General features: G+C 54.6%; 16 protein-coding genes. 6 read left to right on the forward strand and 10 right to left on the reverse strand.

The window, feature by feature from the left end:
- Positions 1-293: 293 nt before the first annotated feature.
- The 4 genes from LAQ74_RS18870 (at position 294) to LAQ74_RS18885 (ending at position 2,833) form a co-directional block, all read left to right on the forward strand.
- Positions 294-1,151, forward strand: a complete 858-nt coding sequence (locus LAQ74_RS18870) for a ParA family protein (protein WP_224338202.1) — start codon at positions 294-296, stop codon at positions 1,149-1,151.
- Complete coding sequence (locus tag LAQ74_RS18875) at positions 1,151-1,591, forward strand: DUF7970 domain-containing protein (protein WP_224338203.1); 441 nt, start codon at positions 1,151-1,153, stop codon at positions 1,589-1,591. The genes LAQ74_RS18870 and LAQ74_RS18875 overlap by 1 nt, the downstream gene beginning before the upstream one ends.
- A 181-nt stretch (positions 1,592-1,772) precedes the next feature.
- A complete protein-coding gene (locus LAQ74_RS18880; RefSeq protein WP_224338204.1) occupies positions 1,773-2,309 on the forward strand; it encodes a winged helix-turn-helix domain-containing protein in 537 nt (178 codons plus the stop codon).
- Complete coding sequence (locus LAQ74_RS18885) at positions 2,306-2,833, forward strand: PIN domain-containing protein (protein WP_224338205.1); 528 nt, start codon at positions 2,306-2,308, stop codon at positions 2,831-2,833. The genes LAQ74_RS18880 and LAQ74_RS18885 overlap by 4 nt, the downstream gene beginning before the upstream one ends.
- Before the next feature lie 70 nt (positions 2,834-2,903).
- Here the strand turns inward: LAQ74_RS18885 and LAQ74_RS18890 are convergent, their stop codons facing one another.
- From LAQ74_RS18890 to LAQ74_RS18920, 7 genes are all read right to left on the reverse strand, one after another.
- Positions 2,904-4,193 carry a tyrosine-type recombinase/integrase gene (locus LAQ74_RS18890; RefSeq protein WP_224338206.1) on the reverse strand — a complete coding sequence of 430 codons (1,290 nt, stop codon included), beginning with the start codon at positions 4,191-4,193 and terminating at the stop codon, positions 2,904-2,906.
- A gap of 610 nt (positions 4,194-4,803) precedes the next feature.
- Positions 4,804-6,942, reverse strand: coding sequence for a Piwi domain-containing protein (locus tag LAQ74_RS18895; protein ID WP_224338208.1), 2,139 nt, complete (start codon positions 6,940-6,942; stop codon positions 4,804-4,806).
- Between the two features lie 325 nt (positions 6,943-7,267).
- Positions 7,268-11,071, reverse strand: coding sequence for a UvrD-helicase domain-containing protein (locus LAQ74_RS18900; RefSeq protein ID WP_224338209.1), 3,804 nt, complete (start codon positions 11,069-11,071; stop codon positions 7,268-7,270).
- Position 11,072: 1 nt separating this feature from the next.
- Positions 11,073-14,405, reverse strand: a complete 3,333-nt coding sequence (locus LAQ74_RS18905; protein WP_224338211.1) for a PD-(D/E)XK nuclease family protein — start codon at positions 14,403-14,405, stop codon at positions 11,073-11,075.
- A gap of 287 nt (positions 14,406-14,692) precedes the next feature.
- The gene (locus LAQ74_RS18910; protein ID WP_224338212.1) at positions 14,693-15,610 is read right to left on the reverse strand and encodes a hypothetical protein; all 918 of its coding nucleotides are present in this window, start codon (positions 15,608-15,610) and stop codon (positions 14,693-14,695) included.
- Positions 15,611-15,806: 196 nt separating this feature from the next.
- Positions 15,807-16,970 carry a hypothetical protein gene (locus tag LAQ74_RS18915; RefSeq protein WP_224338214.1) on the reverse strand — a complete coding sequence of 388 codons (1,164 nt, stop codon included), beginning with the start codon at positions 16,968-16,970 and terminating at the stop codon, positions 15,807-15,809.
- Positions 16,963-18,717: a DEAD/DEAH box helicase gene (locus LAQ74_RS18920; protein ID WP_224338216.1), complete on the reverse strand. Its 1,755-nt coding sequence runs from the start codon at positions 18,715-18,717 to the stop codon at positions 16,963-16,965. Before LAQ74_RS18920 ends, LAQ74_RS18915 begins: the two co-directional genes overlap by 8 nt.
- 144 nt (positions 18,718-18,861) lie before the next feature.
- Here LAQ74_RS18920 and LAQ74_RS18925 point away from each other — a divergent pair, with 144 nt between their 5' ends.
- Both LAQ74_RS18925 and LAQ74_RS18930 read left to right on the forward strand, forming a co-directional pair.
- Positions 18,862-22,071 carry a DUF499 domain-containing protein gene (locus LAQ74_RS18925; RefSeq protein ID WP_224338217.1) on the forward strand — a complete coding sequence of 1,070 codons (3,210 nt, stop codon included), beginning with the start codon at positions 18,862-18,864 and terminating at the stop codon, positions 22,069-22,071.
- A gap of 147 nt (positions 22,072-22,218) precedes the next feature.
- Positions 22,219-22,662: a hypothetical protein gene (locus LAQ74_RS18930; protein ID WP_224338219.1), complete on the forward strand. Its 444-nt coding sequence runs from the start codon at positions 22,219-22,221 to the stop codon at positions 22,660-22,662.
- A gap of 63 nt (positions 22,663-22,725) precedes the next feature.
- Here the strand turns inward: LAQ74_RS18930 and LAQ74_RS20440 are convergent, their stop codons facing one another.
- From LAQ74_RS20440 to LAQ74_RS18945, 3 genes are all read right to left on the reverse strand, one after another.
- Positions 22,726-24,240 (reverse strand): DUF262 domain-containing protein, encoded by a 1,515-nt coding sequence (locus LAQ74_RS20440; protein WP_343217958.1) that lies wholly within the window; start codon positions 24,238-24,240, stop codon positions 22,726-22,728.
- A 14-nt stretch (positions 24,241-24,254) separates the two neighbouring features.
- On the reverse strand, positions 24,255-24,557 hold the full coding sequence (locus tag LAQ74_RS20445; protein ID WP_255647842.1) for a DUF262 domain-containing protein: 303 nt from the start codon (positions 24,555-24,557) through the stop codon (positions 24,255-24,257).
- Between the two features lie 64 nt (positions 24,558-24,621).
- Positions 24,622-26,106, reverse strand: coding sequence for an AAA family ATPase (locus LAQ74_RS18945; RefSeq protein ID WP_224338221.1), 1,485 nt, complete (start codon positions 26,104-26,106; stop codon positions 24,622-24,624).
- Between the last annotated feature and the right edge of the window lie 53 nt (positions 26,107-26,159).

The following is a 26,159-nucleotide window of genomic DNA, read 5'->3' on the forward strand; positions in this document are numbered from 1 at the left end:
ACCCTCAGCTGCAGACAGAAATATTTTGTCTAGAAGAGATGATCGTATACGGAACCGATGTAGCGACTATAGGTGCAAACTATAACTATATGCTATACCTATAGTTCTAAACCAGCTTCGTTCTTTAGAAACAACTAACCGAGTCCGATATTCCACTGCCACAGCTATAACCTATGCCTGGGCTGTATACATCTATACTATAGTTGTATACTATAGTTACAGTCAATAGTCATATGATGTGGCTACATTGTCTGACTTAGTTTTATATCCAATGTCTACAACTATCGGCTATAATGCTCACCTATGCGCCAGTCTCTGAGGCCGGTGGTGTCGGGAAAACAACCACCTCAGCGACACTCGCAGCAAGTCACGCACGCGCGGGACACGATGTCCTCGTCATCGACATGGACACCCAAAACGGGAGTCTCACATACTTCTTCGGCCCAGACTATGACCGCGGCGACCCCGAAGTAGACAACCTCGTCCGCCACCTTGTCGGCCGACCCAAAGGCGACTTCCACGACCTCACTATCGAAGTCGAAGAAGGGATCGACCTCATCCCCTCCCACAACATGCTCGAAGACCTCCACGAATTCCTCCTCAACGAGAAAGACCAAGCCGAGAATTTCGGGGAGTCCTACAGCATGTATCACCAACTCCACCGCGTCCTTCGAGATGCGAATGTACGTGACGAATACGACGTCATTATCGTTGACTCCGCAGGCAAAGCCGGACCAACACTCTACAACGCACTCGTCGCCGTCCGCAACGTCGTCATCCCATTCGAGGCCACAGCAAAAGGCCAAGAATCGATCGAAGGACTAGACGACCTCGTCGACGGACTAGAACAAAGCATCAACATCGACGTTGGTGTACTTGCGGTAGTCCCAATTGGCTACAAAGACACTCGTGATCAGCGAGAAATCTTGGGTGAACTTCGTGAAAGCGGATTCCCCGTTCCAGTTGTCATCGGAGAGCGTGGCTCCCTGATGGAAGGATGTTGGAGACAGCAGTGCAGCCCATATACCTATGTCGAGGAACATCGCGACCGAAAACGCGACTACGAACTCGAGACGTTGGAGCAATTCGACGAGCTCGCTCGCCACCTCGAAAAAGAAGCGGGGCTTGAAACGCCAGAGGTGACCGCGTAATGGGGCTCAAATCAGGGTCGCGAGATGCTGGTCTCGACGAGTCCGACAAGGAGGTTGAGCGACCTACTGAGCAGGAGCAGGAAGTTTCTGACGTAGACGTTGAGAAAGAACGCACTGATACTTCTTCTGACGAATCCGAGGAAGTAGATTCAGAGTCGACGACTGAGTCTGAATCGGTGTCTCAGCGACCAACGATGGACTCACTGCCATACAAACTGCGCCGAGACAAAGTGAATGAAGGCCGCGAGCAGGTTCCGTACTTCCTTCGCGAAGAAATCATCGAAGGTGAAGACGAACTCCAAGACACACTTGAAGAGATGCTCGGTGAGAACGTCTACAAATCTGATTACCGAGAAGCAGCGATGGTTGCCGCCCAGCGCAATCCAGAACTCATCGCTGAAGTGCTTCGTGAGTGGGGCTACGACCTAGACGCAGTGTGAGCTGACTATTCCACCTCTCGACGGAATGAGTTCCTACTACATTACGAGCGGATCAGAGCTCGCTACATAGAAATTAACCAACAAACTGAGATTTGACCCAAGCTTGTTGGTTAACATTCACTGGAGCATTGGGGTCAATGACAGAAGTCTTATTACGAATTATCTATAACACATAAATAGGATGTCGAAATCACCTGCCCACTCTGGTCGGCCACCAATTCAGCAGCTTCAGACGGTAGTTGATCTTCTTGAGACGCCTACTCTTGCCCGGATCTACGTGTACGTCTCACAGAACGGTCCTGTTACTGTTGCCCAACTCATTGACACCTTGGGTGTTCCGCAAGGAACGGCCTACGACTACGTTCAGAAGCTCGAAGCTGCTGGTATTGTGACCAAAACCCGTGAGCAACGACCCTACGAGTACGAAACCGATCCGATCTCGCTTACGCTCTCTACAGACGGCGAAACCCAAACAGTTACGCCAGCGCTCATCGCTGCTGTCGCTCGTCGCGATGAAGACGAGGACATCAATGTCTACATCGACCGCCACGGTCTCGATGGCCTCGCAGTTGCTCTTGAGTACGCATATGAGTACGTTGACGGCACGGTCAATAATCGGATTGCAGCCCGTGAACTCGACCTTTCCCCACTTGAGGCCGAGATTATTCTTCAGGCACTCGAACCAGTCGCAAAAGCATACGCCGACCCGGCTGAATGAGAACTGTCTATATCGCGGACACTGGTGTATTTGTTCGGTGTGGTGGGCCGGACAAGAACAAATTCCAGCAACTTCGACGAGCGCTTCGACAAGCTGAAGTTTCACTGCGGATTCCCCAGCGTGTCTACGAAGAACTCGGTGGTGACCCCGCCGCTGAAGAGTATCCCTCCGGAAATATCCCGTATCCTGATGGGTTCGAAGAGGGCTGGATTACTGTCGCCGACGACCTCGACTATACGAATTCGACCGTTTCAACTGTCATGGACGATGCGCGCCGATTCATTGCCAACGAAACTGATCGCAAGGAGGATATCACCGAAAAGGCAGATACAGCACTGGTCGGTCTTGCAGCCCAATTGCTCGATATTGACGAAGCAGACCACGTCGTCTTGTTGACGACGGACAAGCCAGCTGGTCGCGCAGCGGAAACCTTACTTCCTACCCATGGATTCGCTGATCGTATCGAATACCGGTACGTCAGCGAAGAGTATCTGGAGGCTATTACCGCCGAGGAATTTCGATAACCCTCTAGTGTCTAAAGACACGAAAATCCCGCACGCGTTGGGAATCTCCGCCCTAAGGGTGGGGAGGAACTCAACTGCCCTCTCCGAAGGCTGTATCCAGCTGGTCTCGCATGAACTCTCGTCGGACTCGACGAGACCGTGAGTCGGAAAGATAATTTTGCATAACCACTCGCGGATCACTACTACCTTGCTCTGCAGCGATTTCGTCGACGCCTTCGAGAACGCCTTCGAGGACTGCTGTATAGGTATCGTACCAGAAGCGACGACAAAGTTGCGGACTCGGGCGCTCACCCTCGATTCGATCAGGAAGGCCTGCCTCCGATGCGAGATTTTGGAACCTGTTTCGAATCGTATCTCGTGTCACATGTGGTGTTTCACCCTGCGAAGATGGGAATAAGTATCCCGTCCACGTCTCATCTTCCGATAGCTCGTCGATTCGGGAGTCTAGGACGTCCATCCCAAACAGGAGAGACACTTCGCCGGGTCCGTTCTTGCGGCTCTCGAACGTGATGAAGGGGACATCGTCTTCGGGGACGTCACGATGGAACTGCGAGACATGGAGTGCTGCGGCCTCACTCGCTCGAAGTCCCCAGCCAGCTAATGCCACCACGAGCAGCTGTTCTCGCGTCGTCCCCGACGCCTGCATAAGCTTCCGAATATGATTCGCCGAAAGAGAAGGAGTCGGGGAATCTTCTACTTCCCACTTGAATTCGTCGTAGAGGCCGCTCGCAGGGTTCATCGAGGCGACCCGCCGACCGACCAGATGCTGATACCAGGCGTCGACGATGCGTCGCACACGCTGGAGAGTCTGGGCACTGTACTCGTGTTCGGTTCCCTCGTTCAACCAGTCGAATGCCACATAGCACGCATCAACGGCTTCGTAGGCTGGATTCTCTCGGTCTCGTTGGATCGGTGTGAGGAGGTCGTCCGTCCCGTTCGCCTCCCCGTAGGCACGGACGTAGAGATTCAGTCGCGTTCGGAGCGCGTCGACAGACGACGTCGCTAGGCTGTATCGTGATTTCCGCCGGTTGAGGAACTGTTCGAGGGCGTCGATTGTTGTATCGTCCGTTGTTGCCCATGTGTAGCCTTCTTCATCGTCACCAAGCCCGAGGTCATCGTTCCAAAACTCCCCGAACGAGCGGTCGTGATGGCGACGGAGAGCCGCGAGAAACGACCGTGCCTCGCGATCCTGAAACCACTGATGGGTCGGTTTCTCGCTCGTCGGATTGATACCCTCTGCTTCGAGGCAGGGGGCAATCTCGTCCCAGTATAGGTCCGTGAAGTCCTCAAGCGAACACGATGTCCATCGGATGCCGTCGAATGAGGGCATGCGCTCCTGTTCGGTTTCCGAACGGCTCATTGGACGTTTTCTGGTATTCGGTTGTTCAGATATCGAGCAAGGCGAATTCCTGATAGAAGCCCGCTCGCGGCCTCGTATTGTGATTCTAAGAGTGGCATAGTGGGGATGTTCAGGGTTTCAGTTGGATTCCTCATCAGTCTGTGGGTTTGGCTGACTGGCAGAGTCTGCCAAACCCACGGTTGTTATGTAAAAAGTCGCTGGGGAAGCCATACATCGTATACCGCTATACAATTTCTCAGCTCTGGAAGTCCCAGAGTCTCGGAGTTTAGGTTGTGATGCGTGCCTTATTTTCACATCCGATTCATCTGGGTAGGCTTTCGTCTGGTGATTAGTGGACGGCCACAGTGAATATCGTTCAGAAAGGTCTTCTGAGTGATATAAAATCAGAACCGAAAGAAAGCTCCTCTTTCACAGCTAGTTCCGGAGAATAGAAGGCACGCATCAAAACCATCCTCCGAGGTTGTGAAGTCCCCTGTATAGCCCAGTCTCCCATAGACTGATTGGTGATGGACTGTCTGGTGAGTCTGAAGAATGGCTGACGACTCGATACCGCCGTTTTCAGTCATAATCGACGACCGCCTGGTGTGGCTCAATTGGGTTTGAAATCGTATTACAGATATGCGGGACCGTGGATGACTCGCCCCGGATCTACGTAGCCCTCTCGAACGTACTTCGCTGCCATATCTGCATACTTGATCGGGACTGGGAGCCGGGTACTCCGAGCGGGGCTCCCGTAGTGGACCTCCGAGAGCCAGTACGCCTGTCGAGTGATCGTCTCGATGTCCGTAGGTCCGGAATTCTTGATGAGTCGGAAGGTACGTGGCGTCCCGACGCTGTTGTCATCGTTCGTTTCGGGTTTCCCGAAGGCGTGGAGAATCCCCTGTTCTCGCTCACGGTCGACGAAGCCGACCCCTTTCTGCGCGATATTGAACCTCGTTCCGTTGAAATTGGCAATGCGAGTCTGGTCTCGCTTCCGTACGCTCACGATGTCGAATTCTGCGTCGAGGCCGCTGAGTCCATCTCGAATCTCATCGATATCCTCGTGGACCTTGCCATCGCGGAAGATGGTCAGGCGGTTGAGTGGTTCGTCCTGCTCGTCTGCGAAGTCGTAGATGAGGTCACGGACGAACTGCTCGACCTGGTCTGCGACGAACTTCTCACCGGCTTGTTGTGTCGTCGACTCTGCTGCGAACGTCGATCCATCCCGCATCACGATGCTCGCACTCGCCCCCGAGTGCTGACCTGTTTGTGAGTCGCGGGTGACGTCCAAGCCCATGAACGCTTGCGTCTCCCCGGGCATATCCTCGATTTGCCATGGTGTCCCCCCAGCTTTTGCGACCACAGCGCTCACGATGTTCGTGAATGAGTCGCTCGGAATCTTCTGGGAGGTCATGTTGATCTCCTCGGCGGTCGATTTTTGGAGCATCTGGGTCGGGATGCCCTGTCGCATCAGCGTCCGCTTGAGTTCGCTGTATGGATCTTCGAATCCATCGAAGTCGTCTACGGCCCCCTTGTCGGGGACCATCGCGACGACTACATCTGTTTCCTCACGTAACTGCTGGTAGACATCGGTGTACTCAGAAATGCGGCCTAGTTCGTAGGGATAGCCCGATGTTCCTGCTGGTGCCCCCCACTGTGAGAGCGTCTTCGCGAGAAGTCCGATGAACTGCTTGTAGGTGTCTTCGTAGTGTGTCGGGTAGAGGACGCCCACCCAGTAGTCCTCCGGTGATTTGAACACACCGTGGTCCTTGAGACCAGTACTCGGCTTTGAAGCATGCGCACCACCACCGTAGACAAGCCGCGATTGGTTCCCTCGGATATCGAGGTAGTCGAACCCGTGGTTCGTTGGCCCCGGTTCGAACTGCAGGTCGAACCCTGGCAGAGGAGAAAGATCCTCAACAAACGTTTTCAGGTAGTCAAACCGGGTATCAGGCTTCATCGCCCGTCGTGAGGTGAATAGGTTGTGAAAGTCGTAGTCCTGCTCTTCGACCTGCTCTGTCCGAGGACTCAGTTTCAATGCTCGGGGAACCTGGTCACCGGTGAACCCACCGTAGTCGACTTTCACTAATCGCGGATTCGTTTCGATGAGTCGCTGTCGGACGTCTTCTTCAAGCAGACCCTCGTGGTACTCCGAAATCACTTCTCCGAGCGTATCGGAGCGATCGTTGTACCGGAGGTCACTCCATCCACGGAGGTATCCAGTCGAAGCATTACCGTAGACTTCTGTATCGTGTTCGACCCGCCACGACGGGAGGTCACTACCCTCTGAGACCATCTTGTCCAGTGACTTCATCGTCACGAGGTTGTGGCTCGCTTCGACTTGGAGAAGAACCGTTCCATCAGCGGTGATGTGTACTTTCGCAGTGTGTTTCCGCTGAGCTCCAAAGTCGAAGCCATCGCCTCCGAACTCGATTTCGCGGCGGATGATTCCTTGGAGGAACTGGAAGGAGTAGAGCGAGTCAGGGATTGCCCGCCGAAGCGAGGACTGAACCAGTCCCTTGATTTGTTGGCGGTCACGCTCAGTGTCTGGGGTGAGCGTAATCTCGTCGACTTTCTCAGGTTTGACGGTGTGCCCTTTCGCCTGCACTGATCGGGACAACTCGGTCAACGAGATGACGTGCATCGTCCCCGAGCTGCCCACGGGCGTTCCGTGTTCTCGGTCAAGCCAGTAGGCCGCAGACTGAGTGAGCGTCTGTGGGTCTGTCGACTGATCGCGACCACCGGGGACCGATAGCCGGTAGCGGTTCACCGAGACCTCGGTGAGACGTGAGTCGGCCTTCGAGTGAAAGAGATAGACGCCCGGATCGACCGAGGCCTGCGCTTCGACGGGGAGTTCGTTGGATTCCGTGGCCATCTACTGATTGACAGAAGTGGTTGAATAAGTCGTTTTTCATACTGTACAAGCCACCGTCACGACAGACGCAGCTATACTCCCGATTACGTTTGTTGGAGAATTCCCACGTGGGTGTCGTCTGCCTCTACTCAGCACCAACACGTTTTGCAGTACGGTTCCCCAGCAGTGGGTGTACAGCGATCGGCTCCAATTAAGAGTCGCACCGATGTCCAGACTGAGATTACGAGGGCGGGAGCATCTCTGTCCGAGCCGAAATTGCGACTGCGATTTCGGCTTCGATGGTTTCGACCTCTTCGGGCGTCCACTCGTGATACCACGCGTCCCCCAGCGCGGTGAACACGAGCGAGACTTCGACTGCCCGGCCCGTCCCCTGTTGATGGAGCGCGGCGGCGTACGCCTTCATCTGATTCGCGTAGTATGCGGCGTCAGTGTCGAGTTTATCGGGAGAAACCTCGCCGGTCTTGTAATCGATGATATGGTAGGTCTCAGAGGTGACGATCAGGTGGTCGATATATCCAGAGATCTTCCCACAGTCAAACTCCGCGGTGACGTAGAGTTCATCGTACTGGTGCTCAACCTCATCAGACGTGTGCTCATCGACGTATGCCATCCCTCGTCGGGCGTGGGCGCGAACTCGTTCTTCGGTCGCTGGAGTAAGTGATTCGTCGACTCCTGCATCGACGAGCGACTGGTCGATAAGACTCGACCAATGCGCTTCCGGTGGGCGGAGCTCGCAGAGTCGATGGACCAACTCGCCAAAGTGGAGCGCGTCAAGGTCTCCCTCCTCTGCCCGTGGGTCTATCTGGTTCTGAGGCTCGGAAGCAGCTGCGTCAGCACCCGGCGTGTCTTCGGCGTGCCGATACTCAGGGATATCAGCTTGCGCATCGGGTGCGGTGACGTGGAGTGTCCGGGTCTCCTCGTCGAATTCGAGTACGCCGTAGTCGGCGAGAAGCGAGGCAAGATCGGTCGCAGAGAGTCGGAATTGTGCCTCAGAGGCTGGGGGGCTCGGCGAGAGCTCGATGACAGGGTCAACATCAGGGTCGGAGGGTGGCTGCTCAGCTGGGGGCGTCGGAAGTGAGACAGTGTACTCACCGTCACCGTACGAGCGCTGAACGTGGGTTTCCGAACCGAGAGTGGTACAAACGTTGTCCGGAAGCAGCTCCGGCTGGACCCAGTCACGCCAACTGGAAGCTGACTCTGGGTCAGGCTCTTCGAGATTCGTCATCGTGGGGCCTTCATCTGCATCAGCCAGGTCGTGTAGCCCACTCAGGAGGAGGTGGTCCCTCGCACGAGTACACGCGACATACAGGACACGCTTCTCCTCGGCGCGCTCCTCGGCCCGGCGTTGCTCGCGAATCGTCTCGCGAGCGATTGTGTCGACCATGTCGAACGGATCGTTCGGACTGGGCGCTTTCATACCGACGGCGTACTGCTCACCGATTCGCTCGAATTCGACTTTCCCTCCACCGAGGCTGGCGTCATCTTTGAATTTGCGGCCAATCCCGGGCACGGCGACGAACGGGAACTCCATCCCTTTCGCGTCGTGAATCGTTAGAATCTGGACACCGTCTCCTGTGGTGTCTGCTTCGCTTTCGCGTCCGCCCAACTCGATGCGGCGTTCGATACGGTTCACGAGCGTCGTGAGACTGTGAACGCCGTCATCACTCCAGTCTCGAAGCTGCTCTCGGAACTTCTCGATGTTTGCGACTGCTTGCTGTGGTCGTTCATCGGCGCTCACACTAATCAAGTATCCAGTGTCTTCGAGGATGCGCGACAGATACGCTGCCCACGACCCATCGAATCCTCTTGATTCGTCGTCGCTTAGGCCGGCCAGTTGTCGCCACTTCTGGAGGAGACTGTATGCGTCCTCCAGGTCATCATATTCACTCATCGCGAGTGCCTCCCACAGTGGTTCGTCACGACACTTAAGCTGCGCCAGCGTATCGTCGGTGAGTCCAAACAGTGGCGAGCGAAGCGTAGCGTACAGCGCTCGCTCGTCAGTTGGGTCGGCGAGCGTTCTGAAGAGATTCAACAGCGCTGTGATTTCGGTCGTGTCGTAGAACCCGGTTCCAGAAGAAACCGAGTATAGAACGTCGGCGTCTTCGAGCGCTCGCTCATACTTTTTGAGATGGGTTCGACTCCGAATGAGAATCGCGATATCACTGGGCTCAATATCACGGGACGCTGGCACCTCTTCGTCTTCATCCACTTGCTGATCGTTCGGTTCGTCTACAGTGGTGTCATTGGCCTCGTCGTCTTCACTACTGGTTGAGTAGACTTGGATCGGGTCAGCCAAGACTTGTGAGAGCCGGGCTGCGAGCGCCATCGCTTCAAGTTCTGCGTCGTGTTCTGGTGTCGCAGTCGCGAACTCCTCATAGTGATCACACCGTGCTGCTCTGAGGTCGGCATCTGTTGGCACTGCGAGATACTCAACGGAGCCGATTTCGTCGGAGTCGTTGCGAGCGGGCGTCAGTGACTGTGGGGATGCCTCGTACGGCTCACCGTTTTCTTCGAAGACGGCCTCGAATAGCTGGTTGATCGATTCGAGTACTGTCGGGAGTGTTCGGAAGTTCGTCGAAAGCTGATCATCTTCCGAGTTCCGAGCGTCACGAGAAACCCGTTCGAGTGTCGCAGCAGTCTCGCGGAACTGTGTGACGTCTGCGTTACGGAAGCGGTAGATGCTCTGTTTGATGTCACCAACGACGAACACGTTTTGGGCATCGAATGTTTCTCGGTCACTGGCCGTCAGGAGCTTGATGAGATCCCATTGACGTGGATCAGTATCCTGGAACTCGTCGACCATCACATAGGCGAACTGTTCGCGTAGCTCCGCTCGTATGTCGGCGTTCACCGGATCATCGAGGAACTCGACAGTCATCGAGATGAGGTCAGTGAAGTCGACTGCGTTCTGTCGCTGCTTCCGGTCGCGATACTCATCGGCGATGAGTGAGGTGAGTGTGGCGAGTGCGTGGACGAACGGGAAGCTATTGGCTTCGACTTCCAAATCCACGTTGACTGCGTGTTCCTCGGGTTGAAGCACCTCGACCAATGTTTCGAATGCACTGTCGAACTCCGTCTTTCGCGGATGATCACCCCAGCGAGAGGTAGCTCCCGTATAGCTCGCGTACCGTTCGCCATTGCCCTTCGTGAGATGCGTACTGAGCTCCGCAATCGTCGACTGTTTAGCCCGCGACGCAACCCCATCATCGAAACCAGGCTCCAGACAGGCGACAGCACCCTCAGCACGCTTCCAAGTCTGTCCACCAGTTTCGATATCTGGAGGGTTCTCGACGATTTTACGTAACGTGCTGGCTGCGGTGACGAACTCAGGGTCGGAGAGTCGTTCTGCAGCGACGTCTGGGTCGATGGGGTGAAGCGAGGATTCAACGAACGCGAGATATTCCTCTTCGGTCGCGTCTTTCCATCGGTCAGCCCATTCGAGACTCTCTGGACGCTCTGCTAAGAGATCAGTGAGGACATCGTGAAGTTGACTTCGTGAAAATCGCCGGGCCAGCGTCTGGGTCGCCTCATGGGTTTCGTACTCTTCGAGAGCAGTACTAACTGTGTCATGGAGCAGTGCTGTCGACTCGTTTTCGTCGAGTGTCTCAAAGCCTGGGTCGACAGCGTCGATCGTTAGTGCATGTTCACGCAGTAATCGTGCACAGAACCCGTGGACAGTGTGGATGTAGCCCTGCTCAAGTTCGTCTGCAACCGTCCGCCATGCATCGAACTCGTCGACACCGAGTGAGCCAACGCGATTCGTGATTTCCTCACGAACGCTTTCCTCTAGGTCGTTTGCTGCTCGTTCTGTGAATGTCGTCGTGAGAATGTGCTCGGGAAGTAGTTGGGTGCCACCACTCCCACCGTCAGTTTGTTCTGCTAACGACCGTTTGACCATCTCTAGATACCGCGCAGTCAACGTGGTGGTCTTGCCCGTCCCTGCACCAGCAGTCAATGTAACGTTCCGATCGAGCCCATCGACAGCGCGTTGCTGCTCATCGGTTAGGTCCTCGTAGGAGACCATTCTACTCCACCTCCACGGCTTCTTCAAGATCGATATTTCGCGCTTTCAATGGGATGTAGGCCGAATTTCCAGTGTCGTCTATCGCCTCAATAGTGTCTCTGCGTTGGTGTGAGCGGACGTCACAGACTTGGGCGTAATCACAGTACCGACATCCAGCGTCCGCTGGGTCAAGCACTGTTGGATGGTACTGTCCATCCGTGATTCCTGTTGCGAGGTCTCCAAGGCGCTGAGGCGTCGTCTCCTCGATGAATCGACGGAATGCCTCGTGAGTCTCAAAGTGCGGATACGAATACCGCAACAATGGTGACTCGACGTCATCGCTGCCGTAGTATTCGGCCATCTCCTGTGACGTGAGTAGACTTCGTCGAGAATTCACCGAACTCGGTGGCGACACCTGGTAGTACGCTCCCCCAACGACCTCTACGTCGTCAAGGGCGTCTTCGGCCATCAACGCGTACAGTTGGAGTTGGAACTTCAGGCCACTCAGGGCATCGCTCTCACTTGGAATTGAGTTCCCAGTTTTGTAATCTCGAACAACGACCTGTGTGGGGTCGGTCCCAGGGACGGTTTCAACGCGGTCGATGAGGCCATGTATCGGAATGGATCCCTGGGGAGTTTCGACGTTGGTTGAGTTCTCGCTGATCGGCGTTCCTGCGTCGTATGGATTCCCGATGCGCCCCTCGAACCACGCTGGCCTAGCGGTTGTCTTAGCAGGTTCGTCGAACTCGTGTTCTAAGAACCGATAGAATAGCCCACGTGCATGTTGGGCGTCATTCTGGGCTTCAGTGGAATGGTAATATGGATTCGTCTCGGGAGATCCTAATCCAGCCAAGACCGTTCGGAGCCATTGCTGATGGAATGCCGTCTTGCTGTATCCGTCAAAGGTCTCTGTGAGTCTGTCAAGTGCGACCTCAAGCAAGCGTTCTTGTCGGTCGTCGAACTCACCACCAGGATCAACTGGATCGCCCAGACTGGATTGTAACGAGCGGTAGTAGTGTTCGAGTACGTCGTGGATATAGGAGCCACGAAGACCAGCATCAGGCTCGCGTGTAATTGGGTCAGGGGCTTTGATACCGAGGACTCGCTGCATGTAGTAGTTGAATCCACAGGCAGCGTATGTTTCGAGACGGCTCGGACTATATGGTTCACGGGCAGCCACTTCGTGCACATTCGCAACCGTCTCCGTGGTGAGTTGTCCATCGTACGGCGTCAAGTCGGGACTCGCTCGTGCGGCCGCACATTCTACACCTGCGCGGATTCGTGACTGCTGGTCGCTATCGAACGTTCCAGCATCAACGGCTTGCATAACGAGTTCGTCAGTTCGAGTCTCGGATGTCCCACCAATTGATCGCTGTACGTCTTCCTGACACCCTGGCTGGGAGTCTACAGTCTCGACAGTTATCTCGGGGAGGTTTACAACCCGTCGAAGCTCGGTTAGGACATCGGCTTCGACGTACGGCTCACCACTCATGCTTCGCTGGGGAACCGAGAGCTGAATTGACGCTTCACTTCCCAGGAGTGCACCGAAATGGTATCGGGCCTCCGCAGTCACATCCAGCTGCTCGAAATCAGGATGTGCATCATAGATCGGCTGGGTGAACGCCATCCGATCGGCATTCGACGGGAAATGTGCTGCCGTAACCCCGAGAATGTACAGCTGGTCGAAATCTCGAGCTACTGCCTCGGCGAGTCCACAGACAACAATGGATTGATCGCTGGGACGGCCCGTTGCCGGAATCGAGATGTCGTAAAGCACTCTTTCGAGACGATCCAGACTATTGCCTAGCGTTAGATCGGCTCTCTTGGCTGTGAGTTTGAGAGTTTCGAGCACCCGATTTAGCCTGTCCTGAGCGCTTTTCTCAAGCAATCTAAGTCTCTGTGAGTGATCCTCGGAGAGGGATTCAGTTACTCCGAGTTGCTCGAACAGTGCATTGAGTGTCTCAGGAAGTGTCTCAAGCGACTCATCAGCAAGTGCTTCGATATTACTGACGAGTAAGTTGACCGCTTCTGCGATGTCATCGTCGGCGTGTTCGAGCGTCGAGTCAAGTCGAGCAGTCTCAACACGAGCCGCAACGCGACTGAGATGCTGGTAATCCAGCTCGTCGCTGAATCGAGTGCAGTCGACTAGAGGGTTCGTGAGCAGGTTGAGCACCGAATCAAGGGTCCGAGGTTCGTGGGCGAGTTGACACACCGTTTGGACGAGGTCGCCCGTCGCTGTCTCCGTGAGTGGAACATCAGTCTGTCTACTCATGGGAAGGTCGTAGGAATCGAATACCTCGCAAACTCGTCGGGCATACTGCACCGGACTTGGTAGAACGACGCCAATATTTTCCGGTTGGATACCGGATGCGAGTTGGGTTCTGATGCTTCGGGCGACCACCCGAGTCTCCTCGGGAACGGTCTCTGGTCGGATAATGGTGAGATCCAACGCTGTTGCCTCAATATCACCGGTTGCTGGCGATTGGCTGGGATGCCGATATAGTGAGCGAACGATTTGTCGGCGGGCGTCGATTGAGTGAGAGTCAGTCTCGGAGAGATACCGCCGTGAGAAGCCTAACTCATAATATCTCTTGGCGACTCGCTCGACTCCTCGGTCAATACCGGTCGGGGAATCGGAGTCAACTTGCATCGGAAGCAGTGCAATTACTGGCCAACATTCTGCAACCGACCTGATGAGCTCAGCCTCCAGTGCGGTGAACTGCGTAAATCCACTAAGCACCACTGCATCAACCGCCGGAAACACCTCATCGGGAGTGGATGGCCCTGACACAACTTGATGCATCCGCTCAGATCGATATGTCTCTTGGACGGTCTCAGCGAGAATCTCTGCTCTAGCGGCCTCGATTTCATCGGCGAGTTCCTCAACATGAGACGCATGGGAAGACAGCCCCTCGTCAGTAAGTCGACTTCGCATCTCATCTGCAGAGAGCAATCCAGCAAACTCGAGTTCTGTGAAAAGTGCTTTTGCCTCCTGTACGAGGCCTGAACTAGGGAACCGATCGTTGGTGAAGAGTGGATTAGCGGAGGAGTCGATACCTTCGACCCCGAGTTCGGCAAGCCGAGACAGCAGTGGTTGATCGATATGGGTGACGGGGCCTTTGTACCGCTCTTGTTCGTACCACTCTGAGACCATCCCATCAAGCGTATCGACGCGTATCGCTGCCGACGGTCCGAAGTCTCGCCATCGATCTTTCACCGTCTCTTTTGGATGGTCTCGTGGGGTTAGATATAGGAGGCTCTCAGGATGTGTCCCAACATCAGTACTGAGTTCCTCGAACGCCTCAGACTCAAGGGTAGAAAAATCAGAACCAGTAATCAACAGACGGTGAAACATACTCTCCCGGATACACGTATAGGATATGAAAGTTCGGGAAGAAAGTGATATTAACCATCTTTGGTAGTGTGATTTGATCTAAAACAATACTTACTGAACCAGTGCATATTAACGCGGTGGGGAACCTGACCACGTATTTGAGTTGTTCATATGCTCTCTGTGGGCTTTGGAAAGCCCAAGTAACGACTAGAGCACCAATTACTCATCCTCATAGATTTCTTCATATGCCCGATTGAGCCTAGTAGCGATCCGCAACTTGCCACCTGCTTGTCTTTCTCTGCGAGTATTCAGATTGCCTTTCGGACTACATCGTCGAACGCAATTAAAATCTGTTCAGGGACGAACTGTTCGAAGTTGACGCACCCTTCGGCGAATCCAATCGTCACTCGTGGGTGCAGCGGTTCACCTGTTTTTGGCGAACGAACGTCAGTCCGGAGAGACACGAGGCCGGTAGCTGCATCAAGCTCAGTATCGCCTCGGCGAAGCAGGTCTTCGACGATTGAGTCGACGCGAACGTCCGAGATGTTCCCAGACTTGGGTTCCTTCGAGCGGACCTCGATTTCTCGGGTGTTATCGTAGGCGTTCGTATTCTGGAGTCGAAGGGTCGAATAGCCGTCGACGCAGGCGTCTTCAAACCGGCCTCTGAATCCGTTATCCAGGAACGAAACTCGTGTTACGTCGTCCAGCTCGAAGTAACTCTTGAATGCCTGGACGGTCGCATCTGCCGTCCCTTTGTCTGGGGCGCGAACTGCAAGGAGTTGCGTTCTCGGCTTGAACGTTGCGACGGTCGTCGGTCGGTCTTCCTTCGTGAGGGTCAGTTGGGCCTGTGATCCCGTTTCGGGTACGTTGCAGACGACGAAGATCCGGTCGTGTTCGCTCGTGACGGTCTGGACCTCTGACCCGTAGACGCCCGGCGAACCGGCGTCGCCGACTCGACCCGTCGCGCCCTCTGGCGACACTTGGTGCAGTCCGTCCACGCGATAGTAGTAGACCGTGCGGGCACCCGCAAATTGGAGCTGTGACGCAGCTCGTCGCAACTGTATCTGTGAGAGTTCGTTGAGGGCGTCGGCAAAGCTCCGGTCATCCACATCCATCGAGATACCTGCTGCCTGAAGGACGCGCCGACGAGCCGCTTGTGAGGGAAGACCTTGGATGAGTTCCTGCGGAGAGGCGTCATTCTGCGTTGGATCCAGTGGGAGGTTCATACTCCTCGTCTCAGTACCAGTATCTTACAATTTCTCACTTACTGTAGGGTCCAAGGCTGAACCTTGTGAAGAGCTCTTGTACGGGTTTTCCACGACTTGGAAGGAGTGTAGACAACGATGTTGGAAGGGAACTCCACGGTCTGTTCGCCTTCTGTATCGAATTCTCCTCCATAGAGAACTGGTGTTCTTGGGGGGGTTATTGCTCAGGTTTCACAGTACAATTCCTACATCGAAGCCCGTATTTTATCGATTGAATCGGGTTTCGTTCGTCGAACTCCTCATTGCACGATGAACACGGCACGGTGTCCGTGGCCCCGATACCGCTCCCGTATCCGAGAGTTACGGTTCGAGTTAACCCATCTTCAATTAGGTCGAGGTCAATTTCCCCCCGCTCGTATACGACTTCCGTCAGAGTGAGGGGTGTAATCTGCACGTCAAGGGAATGTCTCTCTCGTATCTCGCGTTGTCGTTTCGGGAACCCCCTGTCACGGCGGTCTTGCAAATCAGTGAGAGCGGTCTCAATTTTATTGAAGTCCGATTTGAATTCCTTTCGTTTCTTGAGAGCCCGTACGCGAGCATCCTGATCATCCGAACTAATCGCCTCACTCAGCTCTTCAATCTTAGACGACAGGTTCGAATACTCATCCTCTAGTTCCTGAATCCGTTGCTGTTGCATCTGGCGATACTCCTCGACTTCCGCATCAGCAGCACGCGAGGCTTCCTGATGGATTTCATCAATTCGGTCTTCGATTCCATCAAGAAGTCGGTCACGAGCCGTATCGAGAAGCTGCCGAATCTCCATCTCCGCCAGTTGTGGCCGGCCACCGGTGGCTTTCTCCGTATCCGTCGAAGTCGTGTTAAGGAACGTTTCTGCCAACTGCGGCAGGTGCTCCTCTGAACGCGCGTCTACAGCAACAGCACGGAGGAGTTCCTGTTGATACTCGCTGACGGTTTCAATCCCAACTCGGAACAGAAATACGATTGCTGTACGATCATAATACGGAGTAAACTGCACGTCCTGCACTTCGATAGCACCGTCCTGTATCCAATTCGGAACGTTGATTTCCGCACCTACTTCTATCGAAATTTTCCCCGTCGGACATCGTTCAGCCGCTTCACGGAGTATTCGCTGAAAGAACGCGCTCTCTGGATGCAGAGACTCTGTGTTATTCTCTTCACCTGGACCCTCCCCACAGATGAGGGTATGACGCCCTGTGGTGAGCTCAGAGTCTGCACCATCAGGAACCGTAACTTTCCAATGGCCCTCATTCTTCTCGATTGAACATCCAAGAGAGTGGAGGTACCGTTCGGTAAACCACTCTACTGTGGATTGTGTGACGGGGATTGCGGCATCAGTCATCGCTGGCCCCCAAATCGAAGCCTTCGAAGACGCCGCTGTTGAATTCTTCCAGTTTGCTGGCGAGGTCCCGTTGCTCCTGCAGATCAACTGCCATCGCGTCGAAATCGTTTTCCAAGTCGATTTCGGAGCCAGCGTTCACGAGACGTTCGAAGATCTCGTCTTCGAAGCTTGTTCCGGACTCTTCTAATCGACTCAGAATCGAACTCAGTTCACCGACACTCTGTTTGAAGAGGTCTATTTTGTGGTAGAGTCGTTCCAGCACGTATTCTTCGATAGTATCTTTCAGAGCCATATTGAAGATGTACACGTCCCGTTTCTGTCCAATCCGGTGAACACGCCCGATGCGCTGTTCGACTCGCATTGGGTTCCATGGTAAATCCATGTTCACTAGGATGTTACAGAACTGGAGATTACGCCCCTCGCTCATCGCGTCGGTCGAAACAAGGATTCCACCCTCTTCTTCAAAATTCTCCACAATCTGTTCCTTCTCACTGCTTGAGTGACCGCCGTGGAATGCATGTACGGTGTATCCTTCTGCGGCGAGTCGGTCAAGCACCTGCTCTTGAGTCGCTCGGAACTGGGTAAAGACGATAACCCTGCCCATTTCAACGTTGTCACGAGCCTCTTCGACGATTTCCAACAGTCGTTCCTGTTTCGTGACCGTTTCAACCTCTTCGATTAGGTCTAAGATGGTTTCCAGTTCGTCGGCGTGTGTGAGTTCGGATTGTTCGTAGAGACGCTTCTCGATAGTCTCCTTGAGCGCTGCCGGGCTGCTGACAACCTCCTTCTGAAGAAGCATTAACACCAATTTCTGGCCCTGGTCCTGGCTGTAGGCACCTTTAACGTACTCAGAGACCGCCCGATATAGCTCGCGTTCCTCGGGTGTTGGCTCAAACGTTCGTGTATCGATGGTGCGATCTGTAAAATCGATGTCCGTGTCTTCACGCCGGTTCCGAATCATCACCCTGTTCAGCCGTTCGTGCAGTTCCTCTCGATTCACGAGCGTCTCCTGATTACTGTTCACGAAGTAGTGGTGGAACACATCCCGCGTGCCGAACAGTCCGGGGCGAAGCAGAGAGACGACGTTATAGAGGTCTGTCAACTCGTTTTGGATTGGCGTTGCCGTTAGGAAGAATGCGTAGTTGTACGAGAGTCGGTCGATGAGGTCGTAGCGGTCTGTCTCTTCATTCTTGACGTAGTGTGCCTCGTCGAGTACCAGCACGTCCCAGTCACGGTTGAGAACCGTCTCACGGTGTCTCTCGCTCTTCGCAGTGTCGATGCTCGCAATAATGTAGTCGTGAGCGTCGAAATCTTCAAACTCGTCGTCATAGTTGCAGACGAAGTCGAGACCAAATTTCTCACGGAGTTCTGCCTGCCACTGTTTGGCCAACTGTGCCGGAGTGAGTACGAGGACGGACTCGTCCGTATCTCGAAAGTGCATCTCCTTGAGAATCATCCCGACCTCGATGGTCTTTCCGAGTCCGACCTCGTCAGCGAGAAGCGCCTTTCCGTCCATCTCGAAAAGGGCCCGATACGCGGCGTCCACTTGATGTTCGAGTAGCTTGACCGAGTTCTCGTCCAACTCTTTCAGCGACCGGAGTTCAGAGTCTGGCTGGCCAGCTTGAAGACGGACGGCCTGCACACTCTGAAGATGATTACCATTGGTAGTCTCCGTAGACAAAGAGTCGAGAAGATTGTCCGCAGACTCATGCGTAACCTCAACATCAACGAGGTCGTAACTTCTCATGATCTCGTAGAAACAGGTATGCGTGAAATACGTTTTGCGACCAGTGATTCTAGTCTTCACCGTGACGTTCCCTGCTGTAATTAAGGGAAATTCGAAGGACCATAGTGTTTATTGGGTGCCACTGAGGTGTGTTCAAGTATTAAGATGGCACAGACAGGATCTTTGTCGAATACTCTCGAAGACACGGTCACCCTCAGCCGTGAGCTCCGCGAAGAGGGGCAGATCGACGGGCAAGTAAAGCTCTATAACGTCGACGACGACGACGAATTCGAGTCTGACGCGAAGCTCTTCTTCGAGCGAACGCTGATGACACAGGGGCTCAGAGAAGCGTTCTCAATTCTTCGTGATTCACTAACTGGTGACGACCCACGGGGAACGCACATTCTCTACGGACCGTACGGTAGTGGTAAGTCCCACCAGATGGTGGCGCTGTACCACTGTTTCGACGACCCCGATGCCGCCGGCACGTGGGCCGAGAGTTCAGTCAAGGGATTCGACGAGGCGCTTCCAGAGTCGGCGACGCCGATTACGGTCGCTATGCAGAACGAGCAGTACGAGTATCTCTGGGAACCGTTCTTCGAGGCACTCGATTTCAATCCCGGGACGTTCGAGTCAGGTGGCTACCCGGACATGCAGACGATTCAGAAGGCCGTCGGCGACGAGACGGTTGCGTTCTTTGTTGACGAGCTGGAGGACTGGTTCGACACGCTCCAAGGTGACCGAAAGAGCGCGAACAAAGCGTTCCTTCAGGCACTTCTCGAATCGACCGCGCTCTCGAACCTCGAACTCTACACTATCGTCTCCGTCCTCCGTGAGGGGTCCGAGGTTCACGATATTCTGAACCGCGAACAAGCGGTCGAGGTCAACATGAACAACCAGGTGGACAAACGGGAAGTCCTTCGACACCGCCTGATTGACTCCGTAGACGAGAACGCTGCCCGTGAGATCGTCAACGGATACTTCGACGCCTATGATCAAGCGGAGGGCCACGTTAATCTGCCCGACGATTTGCTGTCGGAGATGCACGATCTCTATCCGTTCCATCCCGTGCTCTTGGATGCGCTCGAAACGCGGTACTACGCCGACGAAGGGAACCAAAACACCCGCGGGATGATTTACCTCTTCTCGAAGGTTCTTCTGGAGATGCGGGATCAGACGGACCTGATCACCCACGGAGATATCGATGCCATCGATTTCGAGGACGAGCTGGCAAAAATCAACTACGAACGACTGAACGCCGCCACCGGTGACATCAAGAACCGTATCGACACGGATGACGTCCCCCATGGTCGCCGCATCCTGAACACCATCCTGCTGTATTCCCTGAAACCCAGCGAGGGCGAAGGCGCAGAGGTTTCAGAGATCGTTATGGGTGCTTACCAGACGGGTGACCTCGTCTCCGACGTCGTCCTCAACCTCGAACGGCTGCACGGAGTCGCGTGGCATCTCCACAAACTCAACGGGAAGTACGCTATCCGCGACCGACAGAACCCGAACGCCCTCATCCGGAACGCAGCTGTAGATGTTTCGGAAACGTCGGCGAAGGCCGAAATCGCGGACTTCATTACCGACATCTTTGGCTCGAACACGTACCCTGTCGGCTTCCGAACGAACGATCTCCGGGATATCCCTGACGACCGCGACGTGAAGGTCGTCGTGAGGGACAGCCGGTGGACGCAGGAGGAAGTAAAGAAAGTTATCACGAACGACGGACGTGGACGCGAGTGGCGGAACACGCTCGTATTCGTTCAACCCTCGGGCGACAAAGCCATCGAGTCCGGCACACGGTACATCGACAAGGCACGGTATATCGAGGGAGCACGGCAGGTACTCGCGGACGAGTCCCTCGACGACGAGATTCGTACGTCGATACGGGAGATGAAGGAGCAGGAAGAGAACGAACTCCGTGAAGAGCTTCAGTTGCTCTACGGCGAAGTGCTCGACGGCGACGACCTGCTCAACGAGTTCGATCTCGCAGCCCCGATGGACCTCGACGTCTTCGTTCTCGACGAGGCGGAACTCGACGCCTCGAACATTGCGGACTCCGCGGCCGCCGACCCATTCGACCTCCAGTCGCACGTCTGGGACATCGCCAAGGACCTTCTGAAGCGACGGGGCGAAATTTCTGTGGAGGACATCTACGAGCAGTTCCTCCGTGACCCAGAACTCCCAATTCCCGGCAGCGCGAACGATGTGTTGAACGCGACGGTCAAGGCGCTTGACGGTAAGCCGGTGCTCGCACGTGACACGGGCGGGTTCCGAGACGACCTCTCCGGAAGCTCGCTTGATACCGTCATTGTCCGGCAAGACGACGTGAACGTGTGGGGCGTCGATGATGTCGAACAGGAACTCGGCCAGCGCTTCGGGAGTGGAACGACCGCGCTCGATATCGGTGACTTCGAGCTGGAGCTAGTCGAAGACGGTGAAATATGGATTGACGGCGACAGCCACGACGTCGTGATGCGTGCCATCGGCCGGCTTGCTCGTGAGGAGCAGTACGTCATCGTGAAGGGGAACGAGATTCTTGAAAAGCCACAGTCTGACGCGACGCTCCGCGATGTCGGCGGTGCGGAGGTCGTCGGTGTATCATCTCTCGTCGACCGCATCGAGACCCACATCGACGAGGATGGCTACGCGAACCTCGATACGATTCTCGGTGAGATTCGTGCGGATGAAGCGGTGTTCCTCCCACCGGACGAGACCGAGTCCGTCGCCCGCGAGGCGGTTAACGAATTCCTCATAGACGATTACGTGCTGGAAGCCGGCGGTCGGTACCTTGAGTCACTCGGCGACCGTGACCCGACGACGGTGAAGATCGTCCCGACAGTTCCCGACCGAATCGGCGACCAGATTCTGGAGTACATCGAGGACCTGGATCCGGGCGACCAGTTCACCGTCAACAAGGTCACCGACCGCTTCGACGACAGCGTTACCGAGTACATGGTGCGGACGTTCTTGTTGGAGAATATCGGGAAGGACGAGGAACCGGAATACGTGGTCAACACGACCGGGTCGGACAAGGCCTCGGACTGGGTGCCCGGCTACCCATTCCGGAAAGCCGACACGGAGGCGGAAACGTGGCGCTTCGAGTACAACGGCGACGATGTCGCCGCGATGCGGAGCAAGTGGCGGAACAACCACCAGACGGGGAGCGTCGAATACGGTGATGTCACCTTTATGCTGCCCGAACGGGAGGGTGTTCCCGGTGCTCTTCAGGGAACCGCCGACGTCGAGCGCACGCAGGTCAGCTTGACGTTGCGGTCCGAGCAGGACTACACGAAAGTGCAGGACCTGTTCGAGCGGATGCCCGACGAGGCGTCGAGCCTGAAGATCGAAATCAGCTTCCAGAAGTAACCGCTAGGTGCTATAGCCAAGGGGGGCTCGACCCTGCGAATTGCCGCAATTGTGTTCAATCTCTATACCCCCGGTGTAGTGAGTTAACGGACCCATACATTCTCAATAACCATAGAGTAATTACGTGTTACATATTACTCGGCTGGTATGAGTACTGCCAGTGTTTCCTGTACGAAGTGCGGGCAACAATTCGATGTCAAGACGGAATACTTCCAGAAGTTCGGGAGTGACCCGTTCTGTCAGGACTGTCTGATCCACACCGAGTGTCAATCCTGTAAACGCGGTCTTCGATTACAGCCATCCCGATACAAGGAATTGGGCGGTGATCCCGTCGTGTGCACCGACTGTGACCAAGGGATTAGTTCATCAACTACTGCTGGCTCCTCTTCAGGGACTTCCTTCTGGTCTGGGCTGACAATTGGAGAGAAAATCGTCTTCCCAATCCTTCTGATCGCGTTTGTTGGGATACTGGGTATCGCGGCTTTTGCTGAGATGAACGGTGGGAGCGTCGAGACGCCACTTCTCTTGCCGATACTGATTCTGCTGTATTGGACGTACCGCCGTGGGAAGAAGAACCGCTCGAGCAACTGACTACCTTGTTGGAGAAATCTTGGCCGCTATATCACTACGGGCAGATGTAGTGTGTTTTTGTCTTCACCAGTACTCAGACTCTGGACTCGGCCAGACCTCGCTCGCTTTCTTAGAAAGCCACTCGCCACGTTCGGCAATCGTCTCCTCGTTCCACTCGTCAGACCAATTCGTGACCAGGTGCTTGTTCAGACGTAGGACGGTGTGTTCCTGAATCGCTTCACGCTTGTCGTCCCATGCTGCATTCGAAATAGAAGGGTTCAGCTTGTCGGTGAGAATCGTCAGGTTCCCGATCCGGTTCTTCGCCTCGTCGCGCTCGATTCGTTCGACTTCGGCCGGGCGTTCATCGGGGAGCGACCAGTGTGTGGACCACTTCTGCGGAAGGATGTGTTCGATCTCTAGGTCCTGCGTGAACTCCACCGTCTCGCTGTAGCCGGTGTTCCGTAACTCACGTTCGATGGCTGCGAACACCATCTTGAGGCGTCGCTGGTTGATGACGGCCCAGTACTCCATACTGACCATCGAGTCCGTCAGTTTCTCGTCGCCGGACCAGTAGTCGCTCTCACCCTCTTTACTTCGGAAGAACTCGACGACGACGTCGCCGACGGGCTCGTCGTCTCGCTCCTTGAGTTCGTCCAGTAGTTCGATGAAGATCTTGTTGTAGTTCTTCGACGTCAGTCTGGAGAGCATCCGACGCATCAGCCAACTCTCGATTGCTTCGACGGCTTTCACGCGCTGCTCCTTCGGGATGTCCTCGTGGCCGAAGATCCAGAGGAGAACTGGATACGGCGTCGTTGTGTCGAGGATGTCCAGCCGGTGGAAGAAGATTTCCTCCCGAGACCCACGGTCTGGCTCGGAGATGGTCTCATAGATGGACGCGTAGTAGTCGATGTCTTTGACGATCTCCTCAACGGAGTTGTCGGTCCTGTCGAGGTATTTCCGGAACGCCGGGAAGAGCTTCTTCGCTCGGACCTGTTGGCTCATCTCCATCGTGAGCCAGTGCATGATGAACACGTCTATCTTCGGGCGGTCCAGCCGTCCTTGCGAGACATCGACGCGCCAATCGTCCTCGTCGAACTGCTTCCAGTACTTGTCGTGCAGATCACCGGGGTCGTTGTGTTGAACGGATGCCTCTCGGAAGAGGTAGTTCTTGATCAGGTCGGCGGCGAGTAGGGGCGTCCCGCGGGCGTTCAGCGTCTCGAAGATCACCTGTGCGTCGTCGTTGGATTCGAGGTCAATGACGACGACGCGGAGCAGGTGCCACATCGTCGTGACGAGCGCGTCGAGATGTTCTTCGGGAGATTCTTCCCCGGACTCCGCCCACTCACAGATTTCGTCCCTGAAGTACCGGAAGCACTCCTCCAGGTTGTCGTCGCCGTCGAGTTCTGCGTGCTCAGACTCAGGGTCAGAGAGCGTCATAACGTCGATGAACGCGTCCTGATCGGTTTCGATGGGCCAGACCTTCAGCCGGTCTGTCTCCGTCCTCGTGAGGTCCTTGTCGTTGTACATCAGCTTCTCGACCAAGGACGCCGACCCGTTGTCGTCGAACTCCATCGCTACGGAATGTGTGGCCGACAACAAGACTTGGAGCGTAATCAGCCGCTGTTGCCCGTCGATAATCTCACGTGTCTCAGCTTTTGCGTCGGCGTCGATTGCTGGTCGAGGACGATGGCACCCAAGAAATGCGGAGAGGTGTCCTGTTGGGCCTCCTGGCGTTTGAGATCGGTATCCGCATCCGCCTGTCGGTCCATCAAATCGTTCACGACGAGCTGGAGGTCCTCCCACAGGGGCTGCCAGTGTTCCTCCTCCTTCCACACATACGGCCGCTGGAATCGTGGAACGACGTACCGGGTGTCCTTCCGAAAGATATCCTTCAGATCGAGCGTATCCGCTTTCATCGATATCCGAACATTCAGGTGAAGGCCGTAAAAATGGTTCCCAGACGGAATTACTGTGAGTCCTCTATTTTGAAATACTCTCAATCGCGTCTGGGAGAGTCACTGAATTCTGAATTGAGTAACAGTGTTTGAGCCCGTTCTCTACGTCTGTTTGTTGTATGTAGTTCAGGTCCTTACAAGCAGAGTACACCGAACTCACCACAGAAGCCGCTTCTTCATTGGTGAGGACCTTCTCAAAGTGGAGTTTGACATATTCACGCAAGGAATCTATTTCGGGACCCGCGACCTCCTCCTCTGTGCTTTGGTTTATTAGTTCATATAGCCTTGATGAGAACACTGCAATCGCAATATATCTGCTCTGACGTTCTCTGGCACCCATTATATCGCCTTGCAGATATTCACGAATTAGGTCGTGCGTTCTGAATGTATGCTTACCAGGAATACTCTCTACATCTCTGATAATGGATCGCTCCTTCAGATTCGTCAAGATTTGTCTCGCTTCTGCGACCGTATTCCCCGAGAGATGAGCTGCCAACTTCGCGTCAAACTGTTCCAAAACACAAACATCCCGCATAAGATCCTCCTCCTGAGGTTCTAAACGGTCTAACAACCGACCTTCCAAATGATTCCGAACTTTCCGATGGCTTATTGGGAGGTCTCGAATCGCATAGGAGACATCTTCATCCCGAACTGTTTGTAAAAAGAGAACAAGCATAAACGGATGTCCTTTTGTTCTCGTTTTTATTTCGTCAATCAATCCCTCCTTTGTCAGATTTGGCCCTTCGAAATTCGTGATCTCGGTCACAAAACTGGCAGTGTTTTTAGTCTGACCGCCATCAGTCTCTGCTTCTCCAAGATAAGTGCCCGTTTTGTCAAGGAGTTCCTCTATCGCTGCGCTGTCCAGCGGCCCAACCCGCAGATGAGTTACCTGATCTTCGGACTTGCCGAACTCGTGATCGGATCCGATACACCAGACAATGTTCGCGGGTGACTTCCGTGCAATCTCTCTGAATACCCGACCAAGATCCTGTGAGACTGATTCAGACAGACGGCGCTCATCAAACTGGTCAATAATAATTACTACTCTCTCATCTGGGCTGGTTTCAAGTACATTAATGAGAAAGTCTACTTCATCAGTAGCATTGCTCAGGCTTTCATCTTCTACCGCCCCAGACAGAGCTGCATTGATTATCCGGGCACCAGTACCTACGGCAGGGTCAGCGAACTTTGCAACCTGAACCAACGGTTCCGTATTTGCACTCTTGACACGTTCTTTGATTGAATCCCAATTCGAGCTTGGTAATGCCTGATCCCACTTTTCCAAGAGTCGATAAATGAACGCAGCTTCTGACTTCGGTTCGCCAATATCGTGACGAACGGTACGTACTCCGTCTTCCTGACATTGCTTCTGAAACCGATCCAAGAGTGCCGACTTGCCTGATCCACTTGGACCGACTAGAACGTGGAAGTCCATAGTGTCGGTTTGTAAACTGTTTCGTAACTTTCCAAGCTCTTCTTTCCGATTGACGAAGGGGACAGAGATTGGCACAGTTACAACAGGCTTCTGAACGTTGTAGTATAACTGTTGTCGAGATACCCGAA

Source organism: Haloprofundus halobius (assembly GCF_020097835.1).
In the GTDB taxonomy this organism is placed as follows: domain Archaea; phylum Halobacteriota; class Halobacteria; order Halobacteriales; family Haloferacaceae; genus Haloprofundus; species Haloprofundus halobius.

Excerpts from the sequence above, each read along its gene's own strand:
- LAQ74_RS18920 (WP_224338216.1), bottom strand. The coding sequence starts at position 18,717 with ATGAGAAGTTACGACCTCGTTGATGTTGAGGTTACGCATGAGTCTGCG.
- LAQ74_RS18890 (WP_224338206.1), bottom strand. The coding sequence starts at position 4,193 with ATGAGCCGTTCGGAAACCGAACAGGAGCGCATGCCCTCATTCGACGGC.
- LAQ74_RS18930 (WP_224338219.1), top strand. The coding sequence starts at position 22,219 with ATGAGTACTGCCAGTGTTTCCTGTACGAAGTGCGGGCAACAATTCGAT.
- LAQ74_RS18875 (WP_224338203.1), top strand. The coding sequence starts at position 1,151 with ATGGGGCTCAAATCAGGGTCGCGAGATGCTGGTCTCGACGAGTCCGAC.
- LAQ74_RS18900 (WP_224338209.1), bottom strand. The coding sequence starts at position 11,071 with ATGGTCTCCTACGAGGACCTAACCGATGAGCAGCAACGCGCTGTCGAT.
- LAQ74_RS18905 (WP_224338211.1), bottom strand. The coding sequence starts at position 14,405 with ATGTTTCACCGTCTGTTGATTACTGGTTCTGATTTTTCTACCCTTGAG.
- LAQ74_RS18885 (WP_224338205.1), top strand. The coding sequence starts at position 2,306 with ATGAGAACTGTCTATATCGCGGACACTGGTGTATTTGTTCGGTGTGGT.
- LAQ74_RS20445 (WP_255647842.1), bottom strand. The coding sequence starts at position 24,557 with ATGAAAGCGGATACGCTCGATCTGAAGGATATCTTTCGGAAGGACACC.
- LAQ74_RS18925 (WP_224338217.1), top strand. The coding sequence starts at position 18,862 with ATGGCACAGACAGGATCTTTGTCGAATACTCTCGAAGACACGGTCACC.
- LAQ74_RS18910 (WP_224338212.1), bottom strand. The coding sequence starts at position 15,610 with ATGAACCTCCCACTGGATCCAACGCAGAATGACGCCTCTCCGCAGGAA.
- LAQ74_RS18870 (WP_224338202.1), top strand. The coding sequence starts at position 294 with ATGCTCACCTATGCGCCAGTCTCTGAGGCCGGTGGTGTCGGGAAAACA.
- LAQ74_RS18880 (WP_224338204.1), top strand. The coding sequence starts at position 1,773 with ATGTCGAAATCACCTGCCCACTCTGGTCGGCCACCAATTCAGCAGCTT.
- LAQ74_RS18915 (WP_224338214.1), bottom strand. The coding sequence starts at position 16,970 with ATGACTGATGCCGCAATCCCCGTCACACAATCCACAGTAGAGTGGTTT.